The sequence below is a fragment of the Mesobacillus sp. genome, assembly GCF_057785455.1.
In genome coordinates this window covers 64,729-90,588 of record NZ_JBYNSB010000034.1, presented here as the reverse complement: position 1 = coordinate 90,588, position 25,860 = coordinate 64,729, and the positions used below count along the sequence as shown (strand labels likewise).

The following is a 25,860-nucleotide window of genomic DNA, read 5'->3' as shown; positions in this document are numbered from 1 at the left end:
TTCGGGATAAAGCTTTTTCTGTATTCCCTTTCTCTTCCCTGCTGTCAAAATTTGAAAACCCTTCAATAAAGGACTTGAAGCTTGATTCCCTAAAATGGTACTTCTATTTTCACTGGTTGTTTGCTAGTATAGTAGAGATAATTTGGAGATAGGGCTGGTAATTTCATGTCTGAAAAAATGACTCGGAGGACTTTTATTAAGAGGACCATCGGCAGTCTCCTGGCTGTGGCAGGCACAAGTGCAGGGGGCTACTTCTATGCGGGTGAAATTGAGCCCCGCATGCTGGACATAACTCGTCATAAAATCAAAAATCACCATTTACCCGCTGGATTTAACGGCACAAAAATCATCCAGATCAGCGATACTCATCTCGGCTTCCAATACAGGGCTGAGCAGCTTGAGAAACTGATTAGCAAGATAAACGATATGCAGCCTGACCTCATTTTTTTTACAGGTGATCTATTGGATGACCCCCGTCATTACGGAGATCCAACACCAATTATTGCCATGCTAAGCAAGCTGGATGCTCCACTAGGAAAATTCGCAGTCTATGGCAACCATGACCATGGAGGATATGGTTCAGATCTATACAAAAGTATTATGGAACAATCAGGTTTCAGGCTTTTACTGAATACATCTGAACAAATCGGACTGCTTGATGGCAGCAGCATCGCAATTGCTGGTATTGATGATGCTATGCTGGGAAAACCTGATATATCCGCAGCTGTTGAAAAAATACCTCAAAACACTTTCACTATCCTTTTATCACATGCTCCAGATAAAGCTGATGAAGCAGCACTCTATCCGATTGACCTGCAGTTAAGCGGACATAGCCATGGAGGGCAAATTCAAATCCCATTTTACGGTCCTCTGGTAACACCCCCATTCGCAGAGAAATATGTAGAAGGCTTTTACCAGATTGGAAGCGAAAGAGAAGTGACCTTATATGTAAATCGCGGACTTGGTACGACCCGTTTGCCATTCAGATTCCTATCGCAGCCAGAACTTGCACTTTTCACTCTTTATAGTAAAAAAACAAGCAGCTAAATTTTATTAGCTGCTTTTATCACTCAATATATATTTACCTTCCGCTTCAAAAGCTTTTAATGGCTTAGCGAAAAGGAATCCCTGTGCTTTTTCACAATCTACTGATTTCAGGAATTCAGCCTGGCTTTCATCTTCTACCCCTTCAGCCACTACCTCCATGCCTAGACTTTTGCCCAGGTGGATAATGGTTGTGATGATGGCAGCGTCTTTGTCATCCGATTTGATGTCCCTGACAAAGCTCTGATCAATTTTCAGTACATCGATCGGAAATTGCTTCAGATAGCTTAGGGAAGAATAGCCGGTTCCGAAATCGTCGATCGAAACGGTGATGCCCAATTCCTTTAATTTTTTCAAAAGCGGGATTGTTTCCTTGGTATCCTGCATGGCACCTTCAGTTATTTCAATTTCGAGCAGCGATGGTTCTATCTGATAATCCTCAATCGCTTTCCTGATGATCCTTACCAGATCAAGCTGCATGAATTGCTTAGGGGATATATTGACCGCAATTCTAATTGGCTTTCCTGACTTTTCTCCCCATTCCTTGATTTGCATGCACGCCCTGTCAATCACCCAGTTGCCAATCGGAATGATCAGGCCGGTGTCCTCGGCAAGCGGGATGAATTCAGCTGGCGAAATGAAGCCCAGTTCCTTGCTATTCCAACGAAGCAACGCTTCAAAGCTGGTAATTTCATTTGTAAATAAATTCACTTGCGGCTGATAGTATAATTCCAATTCGCCACGTTCAATTGCCTTACGCAAGTGAGCTTCCAGCGCGATTACGTTAATTCCGGCTGAATGCATTTCAGCCCTGTAAAATTGATAATGAGCCTTGCCTTTTTCCTTAACACTGTATAGTGCTTCGTCAGCACTTTTAATCAAGGTCTCTGCATCCTTGCCGTCATTCGGGAAAAGGCTGATTCCAATACTGGGAGTAATATAGTATTCCTGCGAATTAAAATAAAAGGATTCGGTGAAGCGGGAAAGCACCTTCTGCGCAAACTGTCCTGCTTTTAGCCTGCTTGTATCCTCGAGGACAATGATAAATTCATCTCCGCCCTGTCTGTAAACAGTACAATGATCCTTTTGGATATCGATAAGCCGGTCGGCAACCTGCTTCAAAATCTGATCTCCAACAATATGTCCCAATGTGTCGTTCAGGTATTTAAACCGGTCAATATCAATGAACAGGAGCGCGAATTGATAGCTTGTCCTTTTCTTGTCCTTGACCAGTGCATCGAGCTGGTCAAGGAGTGCACGCCTGTTCCGCAGACCTGTAAGCTGATCATGGAATGCCATATATTTAATTAATTCCGTACTCTTTGCTTGATCTGACAAATCCCGAAGAATGATATACATTCCTTTAATTTCACTATCTATGACAATCGGTATGGTTTTTAGATGGATCGTTAAATACTGGCCCTTGCGGTGCATGAATCGGCAATCGATTGATTCCATAGCATTCCCGATCTTCGTTTCTTCAATAATCGCTTGAAAGGCTGGAATATCCGATTCACATAACAAACTGAAAATCTTCCTCGTCTTTAATTGTCTGACCGTATAGCCTGTCAATGACTGTGCAGCTGGGTTGACATCAAGGATTTTCCCCTTAAGATCAATAGAAAATACAGCATCCAGATTATGGTCGACTAATGACCGATATCTTTGTTCGCTTTCCATCAGCCTTAGCTTCTCCTTAAAATTAGCGGTCATGTCCCTTGTTACCGCAGCCACAAACTGTATCTGTCCATTTTCCCCATTGATAGGAGTCAATAGAGTCTCCCCAAGTAAATGCTCCTGATCACCGAGCTCTACTTCATCATAAAAAACAACCTCTTCTCCAGTCCGGACAGCGTTCAAATATTGCTTTTTCAAGGCAATTGCACGGTGGCTCGGCAAAACCTCGTCCATTGTCTTTCCTACATCCTTTGCTTTCATCCCGGCATGAAGAAGTGCGTTCTCATTGGCAAAAAGATAACGGAACTGATCATCTTCCTCTACCTTCATTATGAACACAAGGTCTTTTACATGAGTAAAAATGATATCTGAAATCATCTTCTCAATATACCTGGAGGCAGGCTTCGCCCTTCTATATGTAGTTCGTGCTTGCTTAGTCTGATTCATTAAACCATCCTCATTTCAGGAGTGCTATCCCCTGTGAAAAAATACATAAAATCTTATATATCCATTTTAACTTGAATTTTTCAGAAAAACGACAATATTTTTCCAATATTTTAAATTTTTCGCTAAAATCTGACATGGACTTCAAAAGTTGGGATGCAATCCATGGAATGTTGCTTTTTTTAAAAGCATAGTCTTTGAATAGAGGAGGAGATAGGTATGCAGCATATTGTTAAGCCCGGTGAAACCCTTGCTCTCATTGCGGCCAATTACAGGAGAAGCCTAAGGGAAATACTTTTGGCTAATCCGGGTATCACAAATCCGGCACTTATCTTTCCAGGACAGCGGATAACCATCCCTGGATTGAGGGATCCAAATACCATACCCTATTCAATTTCCATTTCCCTGAATAACAAACGCCTGGCGTTGTACCGGTCAGGACAGCTGATAAAAAGCTATCCTGTAGGTATAGGAAAAATGCTGACTCGAACACCAGTTGGCGAGTTTGTCATAGTCAACAGAGAGCCAAACCCCGGCGGTCCTTATGGTGTTATGTGGCTATCTCTGTCAAAACTGGGGTACGGCATTCACGGCACCAACAATCCATCCTCAATTGGCAAACAGGTATCAAAGGGCTGTGTCAGGATGCATAATCAAGATGTACTGGACCTGGCAAGGCAGGTACCCAACGGAACGAGAGTGATAATCAGTTACTAGAATTCGCAGTATGGAAATTGGCAGGCTTCTATTTTTCAATTCAGCCAATAAAGGGTATAATATAATTATGCTAGAACTGTAATTGAAAGAAAGGAGCCTATTCCATTGAATAATGAAAGAAACAATTCTCCCCAACTCCGTCCAACGATCGAGAACCTCTCACAAGCGATCTTCACTGTGAACCGACACGCCAAGACTGCTCCAAACCCTAAATATTTATATCAGTTAAAACATGATGCGATTAAAAAGATGCTTAAGGAGGGGAAAGCAAAAAAAACCGGATTGCATTTCTCAAATAACCCGCGGAACAGCCAGCAGCAATCTGATGTCCTGGTCGAATGCGGTGAATACACCTTCCACATCCCGCCAACCAAAATAGATTTTGAGCAGCTTCCCCATCTTGGCAAGCTTGATCAGTCTGTCAGAAATCCAAAGGCATCCATCTCCCTCAACAACGCAAAAAAATTATTGTCAGCCTATACAGGATTAAAAGAGACCCAGGAGCCAGTGGGAGCGGGGCGAACAAAGCAATATGCAAAACCAGTCTTCAAAAAGCTTGGTGAACGGTATCCATAACAAGAAAGCTGCTGAAACAGCTTTCTTTTTTTTTGCTTTGTAAACCAATGTTATTTTAACTCCAGTTGATTGCAGACTCTTCCGAAGAAACTAAGGAATTCCATCGTGCCTGGCAATTCGAGAAAGCCCAGTCAGAGTCCTGCGGGCGCAGATGGACAGGTGAGCCCCGGGGGAATTGCCCCCTGTTTCATAGATTCTTTTTACAAAATCAGCTCATCAATCTTAAGAACGAGCTGGCCGATATCCGGCTTGCTGATTTGTGCATCTGCCCCAACCATATTGCCCTTGTGGCGAAGCTCATTTGTTATTAAAGATGAGAATATGATCACCGGAAGCTTTGACAAAGTCGAATGTTCCTTTATCCTTTTAGTCAGGTGATGCCCATCCATTTGCGGCATTTCAATGTCTGTGATGATTAATTGTACGGCCTCCTCGATATTCCCACTAGTATCTCCCAGATGCTCTAGGTAGGCCATCGCATCCTTTCCATTCTCGAAAAACTCCATATTCTGGAACCCTGCTTCCTGAAGTATGTCATGGAGCATCTTTCTAAGCATGACGGAGTCCTCTGCTATGACAATTTTTTTTGCAGACCTTTCTCTTGGTCCCAATTTCTTTACATCGCTCATTTTGATTCCCGAATCAGGATTGATTTCATACAGCATCTTCTCAAAGTCGAGGAACAGCACCATTTGTCCCTGCAGCTTGATGACACCAATGACCTGGCTCTCAATACCTTGATACATTTCCGAAGGCTTTTCAATCTGGCTCCAGGAAATCCGATGAATTTGTGAGACGGCATGAACATGGAAAACGGTCTTCTGCTGATTGAACTCTGCAACAATGAACTTATCGAGCTGAGACTGCTCTGATGCCGGCAGCCCCAATGCCTTTGCTACATCAATAACAGGCAGGACTTCTCCCCGCAGCTCCATGATTCCTCTCACAAATGGATGAGCATGGGGAATTGCAACCACGGGTACTGGATTCAGGATTTCTTTTACCTTCATCACGTTGATTGCGAATCTATTTTCACCTATGCTGAATTCAACTATTTCAAGCTCATTTGTACCAGCTTCAAGTAATATATTGTTATTATCTTTCATCTGTCTCGTCCTTCCGGGTAAAATAGCTATTTAGGAACATTTCATCATTTCTATTATCGGCTGCCAAAATGGAACTGTTTAGCTATATCACTCAGCTGCCCAACAAAAAGGACCCTTGAACAAGGGCCCCGCCAATTTAGTCATATGCGATCCAGTCACGGAAGAATGCATCGTCCTTCATATTAAAATATGCTTTTGTAAACCGGATCCATTCATAGCTGTCTACCTCTTTATAGGAGTATAGCTCAACATACTTATTCAAATAAGCAAAGGATGTTTTTTCATCTTTCATCAGCTCCCAAAGTTTTAAAGAAGGGAGTTCATAATTAGACCCCACGAACCCTCTATTGGCATATTCATGTAAAGGAAGACGAGCCAAAGGAGGAACTTTTGTTCTGCTTATAATCTTGTCAGATTCACTGAATGCTTCTTCGGGCGTTTGCTTATCATGGGCTATTAAATACAAGTAAGTGGAAAAATTCGTTAATCCTTCGTCAAGATAAGTATCATAATATGGATCACTATTGACAATCCCGTAGAACCATTGATGTGCTATTTCATGAATAACCGCAAAATAAGTATAGATTCTTCCCTTGTTGCGAAAATCATCTTCAACTGTGCCAACAGTAACTATTCCTGGATATTCCATACCACCTTCATCGGCGATAATATCAATTTGCTTGTGCGGGTACGGGGATAATTTCTCCGAAAAAAACTCAGTTGCCTTTACTGAAGCATCCAAAAGCTTTTGCAGGTTTTCCTCTGCAGCAACACCCGCTACCCTCACCTCGATATTACCTGCTGTTTTCTTCAAAAGCTGCATATCCTTTGTAAAAGCCAAATAAAATTCCTTCACATTTTGAGCATGGAGTTCCCCTGTCCTAGCAGGGAGATCGGGATCATCATCTGCAGTACTCATTACCAAATAATCTTCCGGCAAATTGTATTTCACTGTAAAATCACTAAAGTCTGTAAAATACGATTCCCCTCCTGGCAGGTAGTCTTCCTTCCGCCACCCTGAATGATAAGTAGCCAGCATTGGATACCACTCTGCTAAATAATAGCTATTATTATTTTTCGAGAATCGAAGACCCTGTTCAGGAAGCGTGAATGAATATTTCACCTTTACGACCTTTTTTTCACCAGGCATAAAACCCTTTTTTACTGGAAGATATAAAGTATCATGATTTAATTTAAAATCCACTTCTTCTTGATCCAGCGACAAGGAATCGATAGAAACTGTCGCGGCATTTTCTAAGATTTCGGGCTTATTTTTTTCAATGAAAGCATTCGGAATAAAATAGAATATAATTTCATTCCAGGTATCTTTCGAATTATTTTCAACTGAAATATCCGTTGTCACTGTAAAATTCCCTGTAGCATCCATTTTCACATCTAAATTGTAGATAGCTTTATTTTCGTTAATAATTGGATCTGGTTTGAAGCTGGCAAAGTCTATAAGATCTGATGAATCTGGAAGTGCTCTTTTGGTCTCTTTAGGATAAGAAGGTATTGCCTCTGCTTCATTATTTTCTTCCTCATTGGATTCTTTCATTTCTTGTTCTTGTTTTGGCGTATCCTGCTTTCTATCTTCTTTTTTTACAGCTTCATAAGTGCTATTGCATGCAGAGAGAAAGATAAGCGAGAGCAGCAGTAAAAAACTGAAAATGGCCTTGTTCATTTTTTATCCCCCTTTTGTTAACAAGTGTAAGGCGGGAGCCTCCCCTGTTTTTATATCTCTTATTAATTCTGTTTTCGCCCAAAATATTCCTGTTACAGTAAAGTTCTTATGCATTTAAAAAGGCAAACCGATGATCGGTTTGCCTTTTCTTATTTTACTAGTGTTCTGCCAAGTGCTTCGTCAACTTGTTTTTGGTGATGCAGGTCATGCTGAATGAAATCCACAATATATTCCCCATAAGTTAAATCATGTGCAGAAATTTTAAAGGAAACAGCAAGCTTGTCATTGTCCATATCCTCGAGCATATGATGATAGGATTTACGCGTTTCATGAAGCTCCCCCAGGATTTGGGCTTTTGAAACTGCTTCGGCGTATTCCTTTGCACGGTCATTGACCTGCTGAAAATCTGGATAGGATGGCAGCTCTGCGCCTTCGGTGAAGTAAGGGAACCTTTCTTTAAGGGAATATTGATCCCATAAAAGCAGATGGGCAACGACCGCTGCGACAGACCATTTACCTTCGCCAAGCGGTTTCTGCCATTCGCTCTCGGACACTTCATTTAACGATGCTGCCCATTGATCAAAATCTTTATAATGCTGTTTCATTTGTTCTAATTCCATTGTTTTCTCCCCCTTCTATTTATCCTTTAAATTATTCTACACAGCTTCTTAATAACCTTCTTATCCTCTGTACACCTTGTTGCTTTAACATGTTAAAATAGGGTTATTCAATCGGAGGGATGAAAAACGTGGAACATTTAATCAATAACAGGGTAAAACAAATCGAAATTTCTGGCATCCGGAAGTTTTTCAACATGGTTGCTGATGTAAAAGATATGATTCAGTTAACAATCGGCCAGCCTGACTTCCCAACACCAGACCATGTTAAAGAAGCAGGCAAAAAAGCGATTGACGATAATTTCACTACATACACCCATAATGCAGGTTTGCTTCAGCTGAGGGAAGCTGCAGCGAATTTTTACCATGAGAAATATAATGTTGAATATTCCGCAGGTTATGAAACAATCATTACAGCTGGTGCCAGCGAAGCTATTGATATAACATTCAGGACAATCCTGGAGGAAGGCTGCGAGGTCATCCTCCCTGCCCCGGTATATGTTGGCTATGAACCAATCATCAAGCTTTGTGGTGCCATTCCTGTTTACGCCGATATCAGGAACAGCCAATTTCGAATGACAGCTGATTTAATAAAAAGCCTGATTACGGAAAAAACAAGATGCATCGTATTGCCATATCCATCTAATCCTACTGGGGTAAGCCTTAACGAGGCAGAACTAAAAGAAATTGCCGAGCTTGTTGCTGATAAAGAAATTTTTATTCTGGCTGATGAAATCTACAGTGAACTTGTTTATGAACAAAAGCATGTATCTATTGCACAATTCATCAAGGATAAAACAATTGTGATCAATGGCCTGTCCAAATCACACTCCATGACTGGCTGGAGAATTGGCATGCTATTTGCTCCGGAATATGTGGCAAAACATATATTGAAGGTGCACCAATACAATGTCACCTGTGCGACCTCCGTATCCCAAATGGCTGCACTCGAAGCACTGACGGTTGGGATTGATGATGCAGAACAGATGAAGCGCGAATATGCAGCCCGCCGGGACTATGTTTATGACAGGCTTGTCTCAATGAATTTAGATGTCATCAAGCCTGAAGGCGCATTTTACTTTTTTGTTAAAATACCTCGCGAAAACATTTCCTCCTTTGATTTTTGTATGGAGCTTGTAGACAAAGCCAAATTGGCAGTCGTTCCTGGAAGTGCATTTTCAGAGCTAGGCGAGGGTTATTTCAGGCTTTCCTATGCTTATTCCATGGATACGCTGAAGGAAGGGCTGGACCGCCTGGAGAAGTTTTTAAACGCGTAGGCAGACTCCGAAGTGGACTGCAGCGTGAGATCACCAATGCAGACTTTAGAAGATTATTTAGATATCCTAATAAGGAGTTCTTTAGAGCCATCCGAGTGAAAAAAATGTATTTGGGTGGTCCTAATAGGCTTCATTAGAGCCATCCTCACGAAAAAATCGTTTCTGGATGGTCTTAATCAGCTTCATTAGAACCATTCACAAGAAAAAAACGAGTCTTGATGGTCTTAATAGGCCTCATTAGAGCCCTCTACAAGAAAAAATTCTATCTAGGTGGTGTTAATAGGCTTCATTAGAGCCTTCCACAAGTAAAAATCGTACCTGGATGGTCCTAATCGGATCCATTAGAGCCTTTCACAAGTAAAAATCGTATTTAGGTGGTCTTAATAGGCTTCATTAGAGTCATCCACAAGTAAAAATCGTTTCTGGATGGTCCTAATAAGATTCATTAGAGCCTTTCACAAGAAAAAATCCTATCTAGGTGGTCTTAATTAGCTTCCACAAATAAAAATCATATTCAGATTGGTCTTAATGAGCTCTATTAGACTCCATATAAATAAAGCCGTTCCCAAATGGAACGGCTTTTCCCATTTAACCTTTATATTTTCCATTGTTTTTCGGAGCTTTTTCCTTTTTGGCTTTATCCTTATGGATTTTGTTTGTTGCGGCGCTGCCGATCTCATGTGAGAATTCTGAGTCGATTACCGCCGAATCAAAGCCTTTTTTGTTTTTTTGCTGCGGGTCATTTTTCTTTGTTCTTTTAGCCATAGCTATCCCCTCCTTTAGTTTTAGTATTATACCGAAAAGGGATGCTATGACTTGAAAAATTTAAAAGTGCTTCTTATTGTTTCCAATACTTATAAAGGGCCTGTGTTCCGCTGTTTTCTTCGCCTTTTTCAGCCAGCTGTTCATAAAGTGACAAAGCTAATGAAAGACCGGGAACCTCCATGTCCATCCGCTTAGCTTCATCCAAAGCAATCTTCATATCCTTGATAAAATGCTTAATGTAAAAGCCAGGTTCAAAGTTGCCATCAATCATCCTTGGTGCCAGATTAGAAAGTGACCAGCTTCCTGCAGCACCCGTGGCAATACTTTTTAGAACTGTCTCCGGATCCAGGCCTGCTTTTTCAGCATAGATAATTGCCTCACAAACCCCAATCATGTTTGAGGCAATCGCGATCTGATTGCACATTTTCGTATGCTGCCCTGCACCTGCTTCACCCTGATAGACAATATTGGTCCCGAGGATATTCAATAGCGGCTCGATCTCCAGGAAGGCCTGCTGCTCCCCGCCAGTCATGATCGCCAAGCGGGCTTCTCGTGCTCCCACATCTCCGCCAGATACCGGGGCGTCAAGGGCATGGATATTTTTTTCTTTCGCCTTTTCATAGATTTTTTTTGCAAGTGAAGGTGTTGATGTAGTCATATCAATCAGGTAAGAACCAGGTTTGCCATTCGCAATCAAACCATCTTCGCCCAGGTAAATCTCTTCAACATCGGCAGGATAGCCGACAATTGTAAAAATCACATCAGCTTTCTTTGCGATCTCAACAGGTGATTCGGCCCATACTGCCCCTTTTTCAATCAGCTCGTCAGCCTTTGCCTTTGTCCTGGTATACACAGCTACCTGATAGCCAGCATTCAGCAAATGCCCAGCCATGCTTTTCCCCATCACCCCTGTACCAATGAAGCCAACCACTGTATCTTCCTTCGATAACATATGTATTCCTTCTTTCATAAGAGATTATTTCCATTTTACCATCAGTGAGGTATTTGTTGCATGGAACATCTCTCGCCCTAAGAAGCGTCAAAGAAAACCATGCAAAAAGGCCCGAAGAGATGCTCTTCAGGCCTTCCAGGACGATCTGCAATTTTATGCGCAGTTTTTATATACCCTTTCTAACCAAAATTGAAACCTATTATTTAAATTGATTTAACCATTCCGCCATCAACGAGGAATGAACTGCCTGTCATATATGAATTCGCATCGGACGAAAGGAAAACAACAACCTTCGCAAACTCCTCAGGTTTGCCGTACCGTCCTAATGGGATAGAGCCCTTCACTCTTTCCTCCACTTCCTCACGTGAAATATTAAGCTTCTCTGCATTCACGTCATCAAGATGCTTGACCCTGTCGGTTGCTATTCTGCCAGGTGCCACCGTATTGATCAGGATGCCATAAGGAGCGAGCTCCTGAGCTAGGGTTTTCGTTAGACCGACTATTCCTGTCCTGAAAGTATTGGATAGCAGCAGCCCTGGTATTGGCTCCTTAATGGAAGATGATGCGATGTTAATAATCCTGCCCCCCTGCTTTTTTAAAAAAGGCAGAGATTCACGAATCAGCCTGATATATGAAAGCAAATTCAATTCGAATGCTGATTGCCACTGTTCGTCTGTAAGCTCTTCAAAAGAACCAGCAGGCGGACCCCCGGCATTGTTTACAAGGATATCAATACCTCCGAAGCGGTCGGCAGCCGCTTGGACCAACTTCTTTATATCCTCGGGATTGGTGATATCAGTTTGATGATGAATAATCTTTCCAGTGCCGACCTCTTTTAATTCTGCAGTAACAGCTCTTAATTTCTCCTCATCTCTGCCAGAAATAACTACATTTGCCCCTTCCCGCAACAGACCTTCAGCTATTGCTCTTCCCAGCCCCTGGCTTGAAGCAGCAATGACAGCCGTTTTACCGACCAGATTAAGTTCCATAGGTAATCCCCCCTCATTATTGCGTCCATTATATAAAAACCATGAGTTTTTTTCATGTAAAAAATTCTGAATGACTGTTATTTGTAAAAAGAAGATGTTTTTCATAAACTCTATTTATAGTGAAGGCTCTGTTAATGCCGAATGTTGATTTTTAAACGCTGTTGATTGTAGTGGAAGGCGCGCAGACTCCTTCGGGATGAAGCGGGCAGATGAGACCCCGCAGGAGCAAAGCGACGAGGAGGCTCAGCGCACGCCCCGAGGAAAGCGAAGCGCCGGGAACGAAAATCAACAGCCTAGTTTAACAGAGCTATAGTGAAAAAAAGAGGTGGTACGATGTTTTTAAAAGAACTGTATGTCTTCGATCAATCACATCCAGTCAAGGCAGTGATAAGGAATTACAATGAAACAGACTTTGAGGAACTAATCAGGGTACAGAGAGAAGCTTTTCCCCCTCCTTTCCCAGAGGAGCTTCTTTGGAATCATGAACAGCTCAGAAACCACATCACCCTTTTCCCGGAAGGAGCCCTCTGTGTTGAGGTCAACGGCAGAATTGCCGGGTCGATCACCGGGCTGATTGTCAATCTAAACAATGATGAGCAGGAACATTCATGGGCCGAAATCACTGATAATGGGTTTATCCAAAACCACGATCCTGGAGGAAACACTCTATACATAGTTGATATATGCATCAGTCCAGCATACAGAAAACTGGGGTTGGGAAAATGGCTTCTGCAGTCAATGTATGAAACGGTCGTCCATTTAAAGCTGGATCGCCTGCTAGGCGGAGGCAGGATGCCAGGTTATCATCGTCATGCCCATCAAATGTCCATTGACGCATATGCAGAGAAAATCATGAATGGGGACTTAAAGGATCCTGTTATCACGTTTTTAATGCGCTGCGGCAGAACACCTGTCAAACCAGTAGCTAATTACCTCGAAGACGAAGAATCGCTGAATTATGGAATGCTGATGGAATGGAAAAATCCGTTTAAGCAGAAAAATAATCAATAAAAAAATCCTCCAAACATAATGGAGGATTTTTTTTGCAGATAAACTTTATTAATGCAAAAAAAATGCCGGCTGATTAACAGCCGGCCAAATCTGGGGGAAAATGAGAATGATTAGCTTACTTTCAGTCTAACCAAAGTGCTTACTCATATATACCCGCCATATATAGGTTAAAACATTTTTTATATTACAATTATGTTACAAAGAAACTGCTTTGTTTACTGCTTGAACTACTTCTTCCGTTGTGCTCATATTAAGAACCTCGGATGCAAGTTTCTCCATATCAGATTTGTTCAGCTGTCTGATCAGGGAGCGTGCTTTCAGAATTGAAGAAGCACTCATGGAGAACTCGTCCAGACCTAAACCAAGCAGGATTGGAATTGCAGTCTCATCGCCGGCCATTTCTCCGCACATACCAGCCCATTTGCCTTCTTTATGGGCAGCATCGATGACCATCTTCACAAGTCGAAGGATTGATGGGTTATAAGGCTGATACAGATAAGAAACCTGCTGGTTCATCCTGTCGGCAGCCATTGTGTATTGAATCAGGTCATTTGTTCCGATGCTGAAGAAATCAACTTCCTTAGCAAATTGGTCAGCAAGGACTGCTGTTGACGGAATTTCTACCATGATGCCAAGCTCGATATGGTCGGCAACCTGGATACCTTCACCTGCCAATTTTGCTTTTTCTTCTTCAAGCATTGCTTTTGCTTCCCTGAATTCATTCAAAGTCGCAATCATCGGGAACATAATTTTAAGGTTGCCATGGACGCTCGCACGTAAAAGTGCACGAAGCTGAGTCCTGAAGATATCCCGTTCTTCAAGGCAAAGTCTGATCGCCCTGAAACCAAGGAAAGGGTTCATTTCTTTTGGAAGATTCAAATAAGGAAGTTCTTTGTCGCCGCCAATGTCCAATGTGCGGACAACGACTGGCTTGCCTTCCATGCCTTCAAGAACTGCCTTGTAAGCTGTATATTGCTCCTCTTCGGTAGGAAGCTGGTCCCTGTCCATATAAAGGAATTCGGTACGGTAAAGCCCTACAGCTTCGCCGCCGTTTTCGACAACACCCTTCAAATCCTTAGGTGTTCCAATATTGGCAGCAAGTTCAACATGGTGGTCATCTGCCGTCACTGTCTTTTCATTTACAAGCTTAGCCCATTCTGCTTTTTGTTTTTCAAAGTCTTCCTGGATCTTCTTGTAGGCCTCCAGCACTTCAGGTGTAGGATTGAAATGGACCTCACCCTTCAAGCCATCAACAACAACGAGATCTCCATTGTTGATTTCTTCAATTGCTGTTTTCGTACCAACTACAGCAGGAATCTCCATGGAACGGGCCATGATAGCTGAGTGGGAAGTACGGCCGCCAATATTTGTAGTAAAGCCTTTTACAAATTGACGGTTTAATTGTGCAGTATCCGAAGGTGTCAGATCTTCCGCAACAATGACTACTTCTTCAGCAATCATGCTTGGGTTTGGAATCTGTATTCCTAACAAATGTGATAATACACGCTTCGTAACATCACGGATATCTGCTGCACGTTCTTTCATATATTCATTATCCATTGATTCAAACATGCCGATAAACATATCAGCAGTTTCTTTCAATGCGTGTTCTGCGTTCACATTTTCAGTATTGATTTTGTCTTCGATGGGTGAAATCAGTTCTGGATCGCTAAGGACTAGAAGATGAGCATCAAAAATAGCAGCTTTATCTGCACCTAGTTCTGTGCCTGCATGGTGACGGATTTGTTCGAGTTCAGCTTTGGCAGTCGAAAGGGCACGCTGAAAACGTGCCACTTCATCTGCAGGAGCATCAATCGTCTTTTTTTCAAAAGAAAAATCCGGTTCTACCAACTTATAAGCTTTTGCTATTGCAATGCCGTTTGAAGCGGCAATTCCCTGGAGAAAGCCCATTATTCAGCTAAACCTTCTCTTTTTAGCGTTTCTTCAAGTGTGTTAAGAGCATCCTGCTCGTCGCTTCCTTCTGCGATGATAGCAATATCAGCTCCCTGGCCGATACCTAAAGACATTACACCCATGATAGACTTAAGGTTAACCTTTTTTTCTTTATATTCTAAGTGGATTTCTGAATCGAATTTGCTTGCAGCCTGAACTAACATAGTAGCCGGACGAGCATGAATTCCTGTTTCAGCAACAACTTTGAATTGTTTTTGTACCATATTGGATCAATCTCCTTTAAATAAATGATTAAGATGACCATACATGATGCCTTCCTTACCAAATGGATCCGTTCAGCGAAGGTCAAAATATCTGGCCTGCTAAAAAGATAATTGTAGTTTACCCATTTGTTATCTTCTTTCACACCATATATTATTTCCAATCGTTTCCACGTAAAAGCAGGAATTGGCTTGCAGCCAGCTGACCTGGCCCAAAAGCGGCGCACTCTCCATCTTTTTTACTAACGACTGGCATCCCACACAAAAGAATAGCATTTTGATACCAGTTAGACAACGAAAAAACCCTGTTTTTTTCAGGGTTTCAGCATATTTTTTTGGTAAAACGTTTTCATTTTAACAAATTCGTGACAAATCATTGTTCCTGGCTTCCCAGGAGATAAAGACAAACTATTTTTTCTTCAATATGCTTTTTATGCTGCCTGAAATACCAGCCCTATTTTCTTCCTTTTTTTCTTTATAAATCGCGTTCAGCTGTATTTTAATATTGCGGATTTCTTCTTTGAACCAGTTTATATTTTTGTTTTCTTCTATGTTCCCATATCGTACATCCTGATAGTTTTTTACCACTCCTGCATCAAATTGCACCCCAACCCTTGTCAGCCACTCATGGATACCCTCATGCCTCAGCCTCCCAAGGTCTTTTTTGCGGGCAAATTTTTCAAGCTGGTAGATTTCTTTCCTTATCTGATTTACGGGCATACTTGCATTCTTATTAAAAAGTCTATTACTGTATGCGCTGTCGCTAATAGAGCTGGATATTATTAAGCCTCCTGGTGCAATTTGAGTTCCTTCTTCTTTGTTAAATAAATTGTTTTTTTTATAAAGATACCAGAAAACCGCAGCACCAAGTAAAGCAAAAACAATCGGACCCCAGAATTCTGCATCAATCCCGGAAGAAGAATTGGTGAATAATGGTTCATCTTCTTGTTGCTGCTTCAGCTTGCTTAGCAGTTCATTTGATCTGCCGATATCAAGTGGTTCCTCAACTAAAGTAAATACAGGATATAGAAGCAATGAGAAAATCCAACCAATCCCCTGCAGGATGAAAAAGAAAATTTCCTTGATGATATTTCTTCCAAAGGTGATGACACTTACAATCAAGATTCCTGCACCAAGCAGCTTTGAAAAATCAGCAGCAAATCTCTTCTTTGTAATCTGCTCAATGTCAATCCATTTGATAAAAAATTGTCCTCCAATGATAAATAGGAGCTGAAAGATCAACAAAAATGAAATCTGCATAAGATACTGTCCGCCATAATAATGCGCAAGAGGTGTCAGTAATAAACCAGTGAGAAATGTCAAAACAAGCCAGACTGTTTCTGAGTTACTCGTAGTATCCTCGTGATAGACCATTGTCCTCCAAAAAATGATCAGCGCGATGATGGCCGTATAAAAAAATTGAAGCCCCGCTATATATGACGCAAGAACAAGCAGCGGCAATACAGATAAGAAGAAAAGAGGTTTGGCCATCTGGCCTTTTTTCTGTAAAAAGTATGCAAATGTATAGATGGATAGTGCTGACATCCCCATCGCTGCATATAAGGGCATTTCCTGTGATGACAATAAATGAAGCATCAATATAATCAGGGCGGCGAAGGTCCATTCGATATATACTTTGTAGAAAACCTTCAATACATGTTTATCCAATTGCCAGCCCTTCTTTCGTCATCATTTTCATCCTTTCTAAATATGCGCTCTCTTGTTGATGCTCAAGGCTCAAAATTAGTGTTCCGTCCCTTTGGAAATCCCGGAAATATTTATCTGAGCTTTCCAGCCTGTTTCCGCAATGAATCATGACTGGCGCTTGCTGAATGTGTCTTTTATAAAAGAACATCATGGAGTCATATGGAATAGTTGGGGAATGATGGTCTGCAATCGCCAGGATTTCCAGAAACTTCTGCAGGTGATCCCTTCCAGAACCAAGAGGAAGATATGTAAAGGGAGCAGCCCCTGCAGACCTTATATTCAAGCATAGTGAATAAGGAATATTGGAACGATGAAAAAAATATGCCATTTCGGCAGCACTGCTCATCAGGAACTCAAGCTTATCGGTAACCGAAAACCCATCCACTACGTTAACAAAGATCACTGCACCAGCTTCATTGATCCTTTCAAATTCCTTTGTCTGCAAATTCATTCTTCTGGCACTAGCCTTCCAATTTATCCGGTTGAAGCTGTCAGTTGGCAGGTAATCCCTTGTACCAATAGGTCCCATGTTGTCCTCAAAAACAGAAAACCATGAGGGACTAGTCCCTGGCTTAACTGATTTATGTTTGTCTAATCCATTTACGGTTATCGTTTTAGGGTAGACAATTGCTTCCATATTGATGACCTCTTCGTATTCGAGGATTGTGTCTCCGAAACCGAAGAAATGGGGTATATGCAGCTCCAACTTCCTGATTCTTGACAGTCCCCTTCTCTGGGCAGTAAATGGAATCTTAACCAGGATTTTTTCGTTTCTCCCAAGAGAAATTGGCAGGGATACATCTACCTTTGACTGGTGGACATGATATTCACCAGATGCAGGAAGGACAGCATGGTCAAAATATACAGTTAAATAGGCTTTCATGATTGGCAAGCCACGATTCGCCAATGACAATGTCCATTCACCTTGATCTCCAATGAAAAAACGATTTCTTCCCCTTTTGTTTTCAAAAAGCAAACCTGCTCCGATGTGTTTTAAATAATAGGAATTTGCTGCCCCTATCAATACGATCATCAGTCCAGATCCGAAAACCAGCCAGGAATTCAGATAGAAGCTGGCCAGTACCAACAGGATGCCAATAAACGCAAGGATGGCGAGAAACTTATCCTCAAGAATTATTTTTTTCCATTGCATAAGCTTAAACCTCTGCTTCCACCGGAAGCGGAATGGTTTCCAATAGCTCCTGTACAACCTTTTCTGGTGTTGAGGTTAATGATGCCTCGGCAGACAAATAGATTCGATGCCCGAGAACATAAGGCGCCATCTCCTTTACATCCTCCGGAATAATATAGCTTCGTGCTTTAATAAAAGCCCTGCCCTGTGCAGCCTTTACCAATGCAAGTGTCCCGCGCGGGCTGACTCCAAGTTCTATTGAGGAGTGATTCCTGGTTTCCCTGGTAATTGATAATAAATATTGCTCGACTACCTTAGTTAGCGTCACATTCTCTAGCTCTCTTTTTAATTCATTAATATCATTTTCATTTATTACAGGCATGATCTCCGCTTTTGAAGCAGCAAATCGGTGCTTCCTTAACATTTCACTTTCTTCCTCTACTCCCGGATAGCCCAATGAAAGCTTTATAAAGAAGCGATCCATTTGGGCAACTGGCAGCTGGAAGGTCCCCTGCTGTGACTCAACAGGGTTCTGCGTTGCAATGACAAGGAACGGGGATTTTAATTGGATGGTATGGCCATCAATTGTTACCTGATGTTCCTCCATTGCCTCTAGCAAACTGGACTGTGTACGCGGTGTTGCCCGATTGATTTCGTCAGCCAGCAGGATATTTGTTACAATCGGACCTGGCTTCAGCTCAAATTCCTGAAGCTTCGGATTGAAGAATTGGATCCCTGTAATATCGCTTGGCAAAACATCCGGGGTGAATTGTATCCTGGTGAACTGGCCGCTGATTGAGCGGGCAAAGGTTTTTGCAAGCAAAGTCTTTCCGGTCCCTGGAACACTTTCCATTAGAATATGGCCATTATTTAACATCGCAATTACCATCAATTCAACTTCTTTATCCCGCCCGATAACGTTTTTCCTGATTTCATTTTTTAACAAATCTAGTTTAGCTTCCCACCCCATGATTGCTCCCCCTGTAACGATTGATTTAATCTTTCTCTATTGCTGTCTTAACTGAATTGTTATTTTCTTGGACGCCAAGCTTTGACAGACACTGCAATTGACAAAACAGCCTTTTTAAAATTTTATCACCCCAGTAAGGAAATGAAAACTTTTAACCATTTTTATCCAAAAAAAGACACCTATTCTGGTGCCTCAAAAAAACCTATCTGCTATATATTGATTTAAATTAACTGCGTGGGTCATCCATGTATTTATAAATGACATCTCCTCCACGCTGGGCAATTCCTCTGAAATGTTTAAAATCTTCCCTTTTGACAATGACTTCCCTGAATGCCATAAAATCCTGTTTTGCTACGAAAATTTCTTCAACTTCTTTATTTTTTAAGCTATCAAGCATCCTCGAAGCTTGCTCCTTATCCATTGCGTTTCCTCCTTAAATACTAAATGATTCTTTAAACTATTTTATCTTCATTTTTTTATAATTCAATAATTTCCTCAGTTGCAGTAAGCTGGCGGCTTTACAGACAATTATGCAAAGCTATGGCCAACTCATATTATCGGTAATTTTTTGTGGAAGAAATTTCAATTGTGCAATATAATAGAAAGACAAAAATTGAATTTTCTAACTATTATAAAATGAAAATTACGTGAACATTTGAAATTTATGATAATTTTCCTTTACGACTGAATTTTTTTAGTGCAAAATGGTTAGTAATTCGAACTATTGCGAAGGAGCGAGGTTATTTGAAGAAAGCAGAAGTTGGAAATGTAATCGAATTCAAAGAAGGATTGCAAGGCATAGTCGAAAAAGTAAATGAGAATTCCGTTATTGTTGATTTAACATATATGAACAATTTCCGGGACCTGGAACTTGACCAGCGCACTGTAATCAATCATAAAAACTATAAAATTATTAAAGAAACAGCCTATTAATATACTAAGCATTGGAATAAGAACGCTTTCTTCTGTTTTAAGGAGCAAGCCTTCAGGATCAGCCAGCCTGTCTTCTTATCCTGCTCTTGCAAAACCTGGTGCCCCCCTCCTGCAGAAGTACTCCTTTTGACGGAATGGCTCGAGTTTGGAAGAGGAATATTCTCATTAATAAAAAGCAGCCAGAGGCTGCTTTTTATTGTGTTTATTTCCCTGTTTCCTTCCCAGCCAGTTCTTTGAATGACTTTACTTTCCCATGAGGGTGCTGATCCTGCTTTCTGACTGTCCAGTTTCGTTCCTTTTCGCGTTTTGATTCTGACATGGTGATCCCTCCATAAATTATTATTGTATCTCCTTCTTACCATTCCCCAACTAAAAGAAATCATTTCCTTACAACTTTAAGCAATTTTTTGATACAATAAATTTTGGTTTCTGGAAAGGGGTTTATTGTAATGAAGACTTGGATGGCGGATCGCCGATTGATTCTAGGGATATTGATCGCACATCTGTTATTATTTTTCACATTTGAAGATAAGGCCGTATTCTGGTATATATTCACAGCATCCATGCTGGTGTTAATCAGCTATACAATCATACATGAAAATATTGAGGACGAAGCACCGACTTTAACATACCTGACAATTGGCGTTGCATCAGGCTTAGGCTTGTTTGGCCTTTTTTGGCTTGGCAGTGCACTGATTGACTTGCTAAATCTGCCTTTCTACAGCCAAATTTCCCGTCTGTACAACCGGTTTTCACCTGAGCTCTTCTGGCATTATCTTGTACTTGTCCTGATTATCGCACCTGGTGAAGAATTCTTTTGGAGAGGCTTCATACAAAAGCGGATTAATAAGTATTTCGATACTAAAATTACAATTGCACTTTCTGTACTAATATATGCAACAGTCCATTTATACTCAGGCGAGTTCATTCTAGTACTGGCTGCCGTCATCGCGGGATTGGCGTGGAGCATTTTATATGCTTGGAAACGGAGTCTCCCACTGGTTATTGTCTCCCATATTGTTTTCGATTTATTATTATTTGTCTTCATTCCGCTTCGATAGGAAAAATGGCCCTGCCGCATCTGGCATAAAAGGGTCATTTTTTTTATTGTTATAAACAGTTTGTCCGTGTTATCTTTTTTTAGGGTATAGTGTATGTAACTTATCAGTATCTTTTGCGTCTAAAAGAGTAGATACCACAACAGGAGGCATTGTAAAAATGAACAAACTATTAAAACCCTTTGCAGTAATTACCTTATCTGCTTTATTCATCGCCGGCTGCGGTTCAGCTGAAGAAGCTGTTGACCAAAAACCTGCCGCAAAACCGGTCACTGCGCCAGAAAGCACGGAAAAGGAAAAGGACCAAAGCAAAGAACAGGAACAAAATGAACAGGCTGAAGGAGAAGGCGTTGTTCGAATCCTTGAACAGAATGTTTCTTATGAAGTCAATGGTGAGCAAAAAGAAGATACCGCCTTTTTGAAATACAATGATAACCAGAATTACTCAATGTATGTACTTCCAGATTATGAACTGACTGGAGAAGAGCCTAATAAGGACGTCCTGTACTGGACAAATGACGATAGTGTATTCATGAGGATTGAATTGCTGCCTGCAGACATCGACTGGGCCATGATGGAAGAAAACACAAAAGCACAGCTAACTGCTGTAGGTCCTGATGTGAAGGAAGCCGATATTCCCGAAGATCCATTTTTTGAAAATGCCTGGGCAATGGAGACGAAGAGTGGTTCTGAATCGGTCACTTCCTACCTTATAAAAAATGAAAAGCAGCCAATTAAATTGACTCTTTTCACGAAAGACAATGCAGACCATAAAAATGCATTCCTGGAAATGGGCAAAACAATTCAAAAAGAAAACAAATAAAAAAGAAGGGGCTTCCCTTCTTTTTTTACATTATGGCTCAGTTAAAGCTGAATGTTGATTTTTAAACGCAGTCGATTGTAGTGGAAGGCGCGCAGGCTCCTTCGGGATGTAGCGGGCAGGTGAGACCAAGGTAGAAATGGCCCGAAAAGAAGGGGCCATTTTACCCCGCAGAAGATAAGCGACGAGGAGGCTTACCGCACGCCCCAAGAATAATTTGCTCTTGAAAAAGCCGGCAATTTGGGCTTTTTCATAATTTTTCAGAGGAAAGCGAAGCGCATGGAACGAAAATCAACAGCCTTGTTTAACAAAGGCTATATTATAAAACCAGTTTGGACCCTTCAAAAAGTTAACCACTTTTCATGTTAACCGGCTTCATCCACAAAAGGATTATGAAAATCAAGCTTATATATCCAAAAACAGGATATAAAACAGACAGCAGTGTTCCGTAGTGGATTTGGCTGATAAAATAGCAAATAATGAACAAAATGGACACAACGACCATACTTGGAAGCTTGATATATTTCTGGATTTGCCGCTCTAAACCAAAGATATTTCCAATCACAGAAGTAAAAATTTCCCCATAGACAATCAGTACAAATATCCAATAAAGTCCTGAGGCCAGCTGCTTCATGATGACAGCCATGGGAATTTCGAAGGTCTCGAAGCCCGGAAGCATGATCAAAGTCAAATGGCTCGATAATAAAATTAATGTGAGAGCAATCCCTCCAAGGATGCCTCCCCACTTTACGGTTTGATCATCCTTTATCTCTGCAGCAACCGGGACAAGGACTGCCTGTGCCAGCGAAAGATTCAAGGCCGTGTATGAAAAAGGCGCCACAACCGACTTCCAGCCATCGTCCGCATATGGCAAGAAAACCACTTGATCCATAAAGCCCGGCAATTTAACCGACAGAAAAAACAGGATAAGGCTAAAAAGAATCATCATAGGCACAACAAAGGTATTGACAGCAAACACTCCCTTCAGCCCAACAAACATGACTGCCAGGGACAAGGCAATCGTAACAAATATGCCGAGTGCCTTAGTAAGCCCCAACTGTTCCTCAAAAACAGCACCAGCTCCTGAAAGCATAACAGCGCACACGCCAAGAAGCATGATTAACATGACAATGTTAATCAATCTTCCGAAAAACTTCCCAAATAGATGTTCATTCATCTCTTCATATGATTTTGCTCCAATGGAAGCTGCAATTCTCATAAGTTTTGAACCCATATAAATAAGCATATAGCCGCTCATTAAAATTCCGACTAAACCAAATATGCCAAAGCGGGAAAAAAATTCGACGATCTCCCTCCCGGTCGCAAAGCCAGCACCGACGACTGTGCCAACATAAACAGCCGCGATTTGAAAGGCAGCTCCCCAGTTTGTCTTCAAGGCCTTCCCCTCCCTCCTTTTCAATATATGTGCAATGAGACAAACCATGACGGGCTATATAAAAAGAATTCTTTTTTTGGTAAAAATTACATGGGGTAGATATATTGAAAGTCAAAAAAGGTCAAAGTATAATAAAATTAAATTGATCAAAGATAGTCAAACTCAAATCAATATACTTGATCAATTACTATAAATAAAAATTTTTCGATTCATTTTGAAGGAGGAATTTAAATGCTTTGCCAAAATTGCCAAGAAAAAAATGCTAACATTCAATTAAAAGTGAACTTGAACGGTAATCAGAAGCATTTAATGCTCTGCGAGGATTGCTATAAAAAAGAACGCGAAAAGCTAGGCGCTTCATTTGGCAGCTCGATGTCCGGATTCACTGGTTTCGGCGGTTCGCCATTTGGTGGTTCGCCATTCAATGATATGTTCCAATCATATTCCGACAATATGGATAATCCTATTCCAAATCAGTCCTATTCTGCAGGTACTAAATCTGCGGGTGGAGGAAACAGCTTTATTGATCAATATGGAAGAAATCTCACACATATTGCCAAGACAGGCTTAATCGATCCTGTCATTGGCAGAGACGAAGAAGTAAAACGTGTCATTGAAATTTTAAATAGAAGGAACAAAAACAATCCAGTGCTGATTGGGGAACCTGGTGTAGGTAAGACAGCCATCGCTGAAGGCCTGGCCTTAAAAATTGCGGAAGGCGATGTCCCTGCTAAGCTTAAAAATAAAGAAGTCTACCTGCTCGATGTTGCGTCAATGGTCTCAAACACAGGAATCCGCGGCCAATTCGAAGAAAGAATGAAGCAGCTTATTTCTGAGCTCCAGGCGCGGAAAAATATCATTCTATTCATTGACGAAATACATCAGCTCGTCGGCGCGGGATCTGCAGAAGGTTCAATGGATGCTGGAAATATTCTAAAGCCAGCTCTTGCACGAGGCGAGCTTCAGGTTGTAGGAGCTACAACTTTGAAGGAATATCGCCAGATTGAAAAAGACGCAGCGCTTGAACGGCGCTTCCAGCCTGTCCATGTCCTTGAGCCGACAGTGGAGGAAGCGATTGAAATTCTAAAAGGAATCCAACCTAAATATGAGGACTTCCATGAAGTCGCATTCAATGAAGATGCCATCAAGGCATGTGTTCAGCTATCGCACCGCTACATCCAGGACCGTTTCCTTCCAGACAAAGCAATTGATCTGATGGATGAAGCCGGTTCGAAGCTGAACCTCCTCTCAGACAATACAAATATAAATGATGCGCAAAAACGCCTGGCAGATATCGCAAAAGAAAAGGAGCGGGCACTCAGCCAGGAAGATTATGAAACTGCAGCAAAGCTCCGTGATGAGGAAGCCAAGCTGGAAAAAGCATTGAATGAAAACGGGAATACAGATCGTCCGGCAGTTACTGTCCAGCATATCCAGGAGATTATTGAGAAGAAGACTGGTATCCCAGTGGGCAAGCTTCAGGAAGATGAGCAGGAAAAGATGAGAAACCTTGCTGCAAACCTTAATAGCAAAGTAATCGGCCAGGAGGATGCGGTGGGAAAGGTTGCAAAAGCGATCCGCCGCAGCCGTGCAGGCTTAAAATCAAAAAATCGCCCAATTGGTTCCTTCCTGTTCGTCGGGCCAACAGGTGTCGGTAAAACTGAATTAACCAAGACTCTTGCTGAAGAATTATTTAGCACAAAAGACTCTATGGTCCGGCTGGATATGAGTGAATATATGGAGAAACATAGTGTTTCAAAATTGATTGGTTCACCGCCAGGATATGTGGGTCATGACGAAGCCGGACAATTGACGGAAAAGGTCCGACGCAACCCATACAGCATCATCCTGCTTGATGAGATCGAAAAGGCACATCCTGATGTTCAGCATATGTTCCTCCAAATTCTTGAAGATGGACGCTTAACAGACAGTCAGGGCCGAACAGTAAGTTTTAAAGATACTGTCATCATCATGACCAGCAACGCAGGTGTCGGCCATAAAACAATGAAGGTAGGCTTTGACCAAAGTGATGCAGTGGCTGAATCGAGCATTCTTGATTCACTGGGTGGATATTTCAAGCCTGAATTTCTTAACCGCTTTGACAGCATCATTGAATTCAAGTCACTTGAAAAGAATCACCTGCTTCAAATTGTCGACCTTATGCTAGGAGACTTGAATAATACGCTGAGCGAACAAAACGTTACCCTTGACGTAACAACTGATGTCAAAGAAAAGCTGGCTGAACTCGGTTACCATCCTGCTTTCGGTGCCCGCCCGCTCCGCCGTGCCATCCAGGAAAAGCTCGAGGATTCAATTGCTGACTTTATTCTTGAAGAACCAGACGCAAACGAACTGACTGCGGTAATCGAAAATGACAGTATTACAATCAAACGCAAGTAAGCAACAAGGCCCGGAATTTAATCCGGGCCTTTTGCTAATGAAAAAGCTCTGTAAAAGCTGAATGTAGATTTTTAAACCTTGTTGCTCTTCGTTCGAGGCGCGCAGACTCCTTCGGGATATAGCGGGCAGGTGAGACCCCACAGAAGCGAAGCAAGGAGGCTCAGCGCACGCCCCAAGAAAAATTTGCTCTTGAAAAAGCCGGCAATTGGGCTTTTTCATAATTTTCCTGAGGAAAGCAAAGCGCCTGGAACGAAAATCAACAGCCTTGATTAACAGAGCCAGTGAAAAAAAGCTTTAGTATTTTCAATAGCCCTTATAAATTATCTCATCGACCATGTTCCCCTGCTTCCAGGGCATTTATAAGCTTTATAGGTTACCTCCACATCTCCTTTTTCCGCTTGGATGGCATCTACA

At 41.6% G+C, this 25,860-nt stretch carries 24 protein-coding genes; 9 read left to right on the top strand and 15 right to left on the bottom strand.

The features are described 5' to 3' along the window. Window positions 1-165 precede the first annotated feature (165 nt). The gene (locus AC3EBE_RS13655) at window positions 166-1,047 is read left to right on the top strand and encodes a metallophosphoesterase (protein WP_488595589.1); all 882 of its coding nucleotides are present in this window, start codon (window positions 166-168) and stop codon (window positions 1,045-1,047) included. Between the two features lie 6 nt (window positions 1,048-1,053). Here the strand turns inward: AC3EBE_RS13655 and AC3EBE_RS13650 are convergent, their stop codons facing one another. Beyond that, the gene (locus AC3EBE_RS13650; RefSeq protein ID WP_488595588.1) at window positions 1,054-3,168 is read right to left on the bottom strand and encodes a sensor domain-containing protein; all 2,115 of its coding nucleotides are present in this window, start codon (window positions 3,166-3,168) and stop codon (window positions 1,054-1,056) included. 216 nt (window positions 3,169-3,384) lie between these two features. On the opposite strand from AC3EBE_RS13650, the gene AC3EBE_RS13645 reads away from it, so the two are divergent. Next, on the top strand, window positions 3,385-3,882 hold the full coding sequence (locus tag AC3EBE_RS13645) for a L,D-transpeptidase family protein (protein ID WP_488595587.1): 498 nt from the start codon (window positions 3,385-3,387) through the stop codon (window positions 3,880-3,882). 105 nt (window positions 3,883-3,987) lie between these two features. Beyond that, window positions 3,988-4,458, top strand: coding sequence for a YkyB family protein (locus AC3EBE_RS13640; protein WP_488595586.1), 471 nt, complete (start codon window positions 3,988-3,990; stop codon window positions 4,456-4,458). Window positions 4,459-4,658: 200 nt separating this feature from the next. Here the strand turns inward: AC3EBE_RS13640 and AC3EBE_RS13635 are convergent, their stop codons facing one another. From AC3EBE_RS13635 to AC3EBE_RS13625, 3 genes are all read right to left on the bottom strand, one after another. Beyond that, entirely contained in the window at window positions 4,659-5,564 is a 906-nt protein-coding gene (locus AC3EBE_RS13635) for a chemotaxis protein (RefSeq protein WP_488595585.1), read from the bottom strand. 136 nt (window positions 5,565-5,700) lie between these two features. Next, window positions 5,701-7,245, bottom strand: coding sequence for a M1 family metallopeptidase (locus AC3EBE_RS13630; protein WP_488595584.1), 1,545 nt, complete (start codon window positions 7,243-7,245; stop codon window positions 5,701-5,703). A gap of 149 nt (window positions 7,246-7,394) precedes the next feature. Next, window positions 7,395-7,865 (bottom strand): DinB family protein, encoded by a 471-nt coding sequence (locus tag AC3EBE_RS13625; protein WP_488595583.1) that lies wholly within the window; start codon window positions 7,863-7,865, stop codon window positions 7,395-7,397. A gap of 128 nt (window positions 7,866-7,993) precedes the next feature. Here AC3EBE_RS13625 and AC3EBE_RS13620 point away from each other — a divergent pair, with 128 nt between their 5' ends. Further along, window positions 7,994-9,139 carry an aminotransferase A gene (locus tag AC3EBE_RS13620; protein WP_488595582.1) on the top strand — a complete coding sequence of 382 codons (1,146 nt, stop codon included), beginning with the start codon at window positions 7,994-7,996 and terminating at the stop codon, window positions 9,137-9,139. A 588-nt stretch (window positions 9,140-9,727) separates the two neighbouring features. Here AC3EBE_RS13620 and AC3EBE_RS13615 read toward each other — a convergent pair. From AC3EBE_RS13615 to AC3EBE_RS13605, 3 genes are all read right to left on the bottom strand, one after another. Next, window positions 9,728-9,904, bottom strand: coding sequence for a hypothetical protein (locus tag AC3EBE_RS13615; protein ID WP_167831916.1), 177 nt, complete (start codon window positions 9,902-9,904; stop codon window positions 9,728-9,730). Between the two features lie 73 nt (window positions 9,905-9,977). Continuing rightward, on the bottom strand, window positions 9,978-10,856 hold the full coding sequence (locus AC3EBE_RS13610) for an NAD(P)-dependent oxidoreductase (RefSeq protein WP_488595581.1): 879 nt from the start codon (window positions 10,854-10,856) through the stop codon (window positions 9,978-9,980). 203 nt (window positions 10,857-11,059) lie between these two features. Beyond that, on the bottom strand, window positions 11,060-11,845 hold the full coding sequence (locus AC3EBE_RS13605; RefSeq protein WP_488595580.1) for an SDR family oxidoreductase: 786 nt from the start codon (window positions 11,843-11,845) through the stop codon (window positions 11,060-11,062). 333 nt (window positions 11,846-12,178) lie between these two features. Here AC3EBE_RS13605 and AC3EBE_RS13600 point away from each other — a divergent pair, with 333 nt between their 5' ends. Next, window positions 12,179-12,856 carry a GNAT family N-acetyltransferase gene (locus AC3EBE_RS13600; protein ID WP_488595579.1) on the top strand — a complete coding sequence of 226 codons (678 nt, stop codon included), beginning with the start codon at window positions 12,179-12,181 and terminating at the stop codon, window positions 12,854-12,856. A gap of 195 nt (window positions 12,857-13,051) precedes the next feature. Here the strand turns inward: AC3EBE_RS13600 and ptsP are convergent, their stop codons facing one another. The 6 genes from ptsP to AC3EBE_RS13570 form a co-directional block, all read right to left on the bottom strand. Further along, window positions 13,052-14,767 (bottom strand): phosphoenolpyruvate--protein phosphotransferase, encoded by a 1,716-nt coding sequence (gene ptsP, locus AC3EBE_RS13595; RefSeq protein ID WP_488595578.1) that lies wholly within the window; start codon window positions 14,765-14,767, stop codon window positions 13,052-13,054. Then, window positions 14,767-15,033: a phosphocarrier protein HPr gene (locus AC3EBE_RS13590; protein ID WP_144474695.1), complete on the bottom strand. Its 267-nt coding sequence runs from the start codon at window positions 15,031-15,033 to the stop codon at window positions 14,767-14,769. Before AC3EBE_RS13590 ends, ptsP begins: the two co-directional genes overlap by 1 nt. Window positions 15,034-15,438: 405 nt before the next feature. Further along, complete coding sequence (locus tag AC3EBE_RS13585) at window positions 15,439-16,698, bottom strand: hypothetical protein (RefSeq protein WP_488595577.1); 1,260 nt, start codon at window positions 16,696-16,698, stop codon at window positions 15,439-15,441. Further along, window positions 16,691-17,890 carry a DUF58 domain-containing protein gene (locus AC3EBE_RS13580; RefSeq protein ID WP_488595576.1) on the bottom strand — a complete coding sequence of 400 codons (1,200 nt, stop codon included), beginning with the start codon at window positions 17,888-17,890 and terminating at the stop codon, window positions 16,691-16,693. The genes AC3EBE_RS13585 and AC3EBE_RS13580 overlap by 8 nt, the downstream gene beginning before the upstream one ends. 4 nt (window positions 17,891-17,894) lie before the next feature. Further along, window positions 17,895-18,839, bottom strand: coding sequence for an AAA family ATPase (locus AC3EBE_RS13575; protein ID WP_488595575.1), 945 nt, complete (start codon window positions 18,837-18,839; stop codon window positions 17,895-17,897). Between the two features lie 226 nt (window positions 18,840-19,065). Further along, window positions 19,066-19,260, bottom strand: a complete 195-nt coding sequence (locus tag AC3EBE_RS13570) for a hypothetical protein (RefSeq protein ID WP_488595574.1) — start codon at window positions 19,258-19,260, stop codon at window positions 19,066-19,068. 323 nt (window positions 19,261-19,583) lie between these two features. On the opposite strand from AC3EBE_RS13570, the gene AC3EBE_RS13565 reads away from it, so the two are divergent. Then, the gene (locus tag AC3EBE_RS13565) at window positions 19,584-19,772 is read left to right on the top strand and encodes a YkvS family protein (RefSeq protein ID WP_488595573.1); all 189 of its coding nucleotides are present in this window, start codon (window positions 19,584-19,586) and stop codon (window positions 19,770-19,772) included. 202 nt (window positions 19,773-19,974) lie between these two features. Here AC3EBE_RS13565 and AC3EBE_RS13560 read toward each other — a convergent pair whose 3' ends face one another. Further along, a complete protein-coding gene (locus AC3EBE_RS13560) occupies window positions 19,975-20,091 on the bottom strand; it encodes a DUF6254 family protein (RefSeq protein WP_488595572.1) in 117 nt (38 codons plus the stop codon). Between the two features lie 130 nt (window positions 20,092-20,221). Here AC3EBE_RS13560 and AC3EBE_RS13555 point away from each other — a divergent pair, with 130 nt between their 5' ends. After that, window positions 20,222-20,833 (top strand): CPBP family intramembrane glutamic endopeptidase, encoded by a 612-nt coding sequence (locus AC3EBE_RS13555; RefSeq protein ID WP_488595571.1) that lies wholly within the window; start codon window positions 20,222-20,224, stop codon window positions 20,831-20,833. A gap of 157 nt (window positions 20,834-20,990) precedes the next feature. Next, the gene (locus AC3EBE_RS13550; protein WP_488595570.1) at window positions 20,991-21,653 is read left to right on the top strand and encodes a hypothetical protein; all 663 of its coding nucleotides are present in this window, start codon (window positions 20,991-20,993) and stop codon (window positions 21,651-21,653) included. A gap of 346 nt (window positions 21,654-21,999) precedes the next feature. Here AC3EBE_RS13550 and AC3EBE_RS13545 read toward each other — a convergent pair whose 3' ends face one another. Beyond that, entirely contained in the window at window positions 22,000-23,046 is a 1,047-nt protein-coding gene (locus AC3EBE_RS13545; protein ID WP_488595569.1) for a YkvI family membrane protein, read from the bottom strand. Window positions 23,047-23,277: 231 nt separating this feature from the next. Between AC3EBE_RS13545 and AC3EBE_RS13540 the strand changes: the two genes are divergently transcribed. Beyond that, window positions 23,278-25,446: an ATP-dependent Clp protease ATP-binding subunit gene (locus AC3EBE_RS13540; protein ID WP_488595568.1), complete on the top strand. Its 2,169-nt coding sequence runs from the start codon at window positions 23,278-23,280 to the stop codon at window positions 25,444-25,446. Window positions 25,447-25,860 lie beyond the last annotated feature (414 nt).

Coding starts and splice junctions, on each gene's coding strand:
- AC3EBE_RS13625 (WP_488595583.1), bottom strand. CDS start 7,865: ATGGAATTAGAACAAATGAAACAGCATTATAAAGATTTTGATCAATGG.
- AC3EBE_RS13610 (WP_488595581.1), bottom strand. CDS start 10,856: ATGTTATCGAAGGAAGATACAGTGGTTGGCTTCATTGGTACAGGGGTG.
- AC3EBE_RS13570 (WP_488595574.1), bottom strand. CDS start 19,260: ATGGATAAGGAGCAAGCTTCGAGGATGCTTGATAGCTTAAAAAATAAA.
- AC3EBE_RS13645 (WP_488595587.1), top strand. CDS start 3,385: ATGCAGCATATTGTTAAGCCCGGTGAAACCCTTGCTCTCATTGCGGCC.
- AC3EBE_RS13555 (WP_488595571.1), top strand. CDS start 20,222: ATGAAGACTTGGATGGCGGATCGCCGATTGATTCTAGGGATATTGATC.
- AC3EBE_RS13590 (WP_144474695.1), bottom strand. CDS start 15,033: ATGGTACAAAAACAATTCAAAGTTGTTGCTGAAACAGGAATTCATGCT.
- AC3EBE_RS13600 (WP_488595579.1), top strand. CDS start 12,179: ATGTTTTTAAAAGAACTGTATGTCTTCGATCAATCACATCCAGTCAAG.
- AC3EBE_RS13580 (WP_488595576.1), bottom strand. CDS start 17,890: ATGCAATGGAAAAAAATAATTCTTGAGGATAAGTTTCTCGCCATCCTT.
- AC3EBE_RS13575 (WP_488595575.1), bottom strand. CDS start 18,839: ATGGGGTGGGAAGCTAAACTAGATTTGTTAAAAAATGAAATCAGGAAA.
- AC3EBE_RS13635 (WP_488595585.1), bottom strand. CDS start 5,564: ATGAAAGATAATAACAATATATTACTTGAAGCTGGTACAAATGAGCTT.
- ptsP (WP_488595578.1), bottom strand. CDS start 14,767: ATGGGCTTTCTCCAGGGAATTGCCGCTTCAAACGGCATTGCAATAGCA.
- AC3EBE_RS13650 (WP_488595588.1), bottom strand. CDS start 3,168: ATGAATCAGACTAAGCAAGCACGAACTACATATAGAAGGGCGAAGCCT.
- AC3EBE_RS13615 (WP_167831916.1), bottom strand. CDS start 9,904: ATGGCTAAAAGAACAAAGAAAAATGACCCGCAGCAAAAAAACAAAAAA.
- AC3EBE_RS13630 (WP_488595584.1), bottom strand. CDS start 7,245: ATGAACAAGGCCATTTTCAGTTTTTTACTGCTGCTCTCGCTTATCTTT.
- AC3EBE_RS13550 (WP_488595570.1), top strand. CDS start 20,991: ATGAACAAACTATTAAAACCCTTTGCAGTAATTACCTTATCTGCTTTA.
- AC3EBE_RS13605 (WP_488595580.1), bottom strand. CDS start 11,845: ATGGAACTTAATCTGGTCGGTAAAACGGCTGTCATTGCTGCTTCAAGC.
- AC3EBE_RS13655 (WP_488595589.1), top strand. CDS start 166: ATGTCTGAAAAAATGACTCGGAGGACTTTTATTAAGAGGACCATCGGC.
- AC3EBE_RS13540 (WP_488595568.1), top strand. CDS start 23,278: ATGCTTTGCCAAAATTGCCAAGAAAAAAATGCTAACATTCAATTAAAA.
- AC3EBE_RS13560 (WP_488595572.1), bottom strand. CDS start 20,091: ATGTCAGAATCAAAACGCGAAAAGGAACGAAACTGGACAGTCAGAAAG.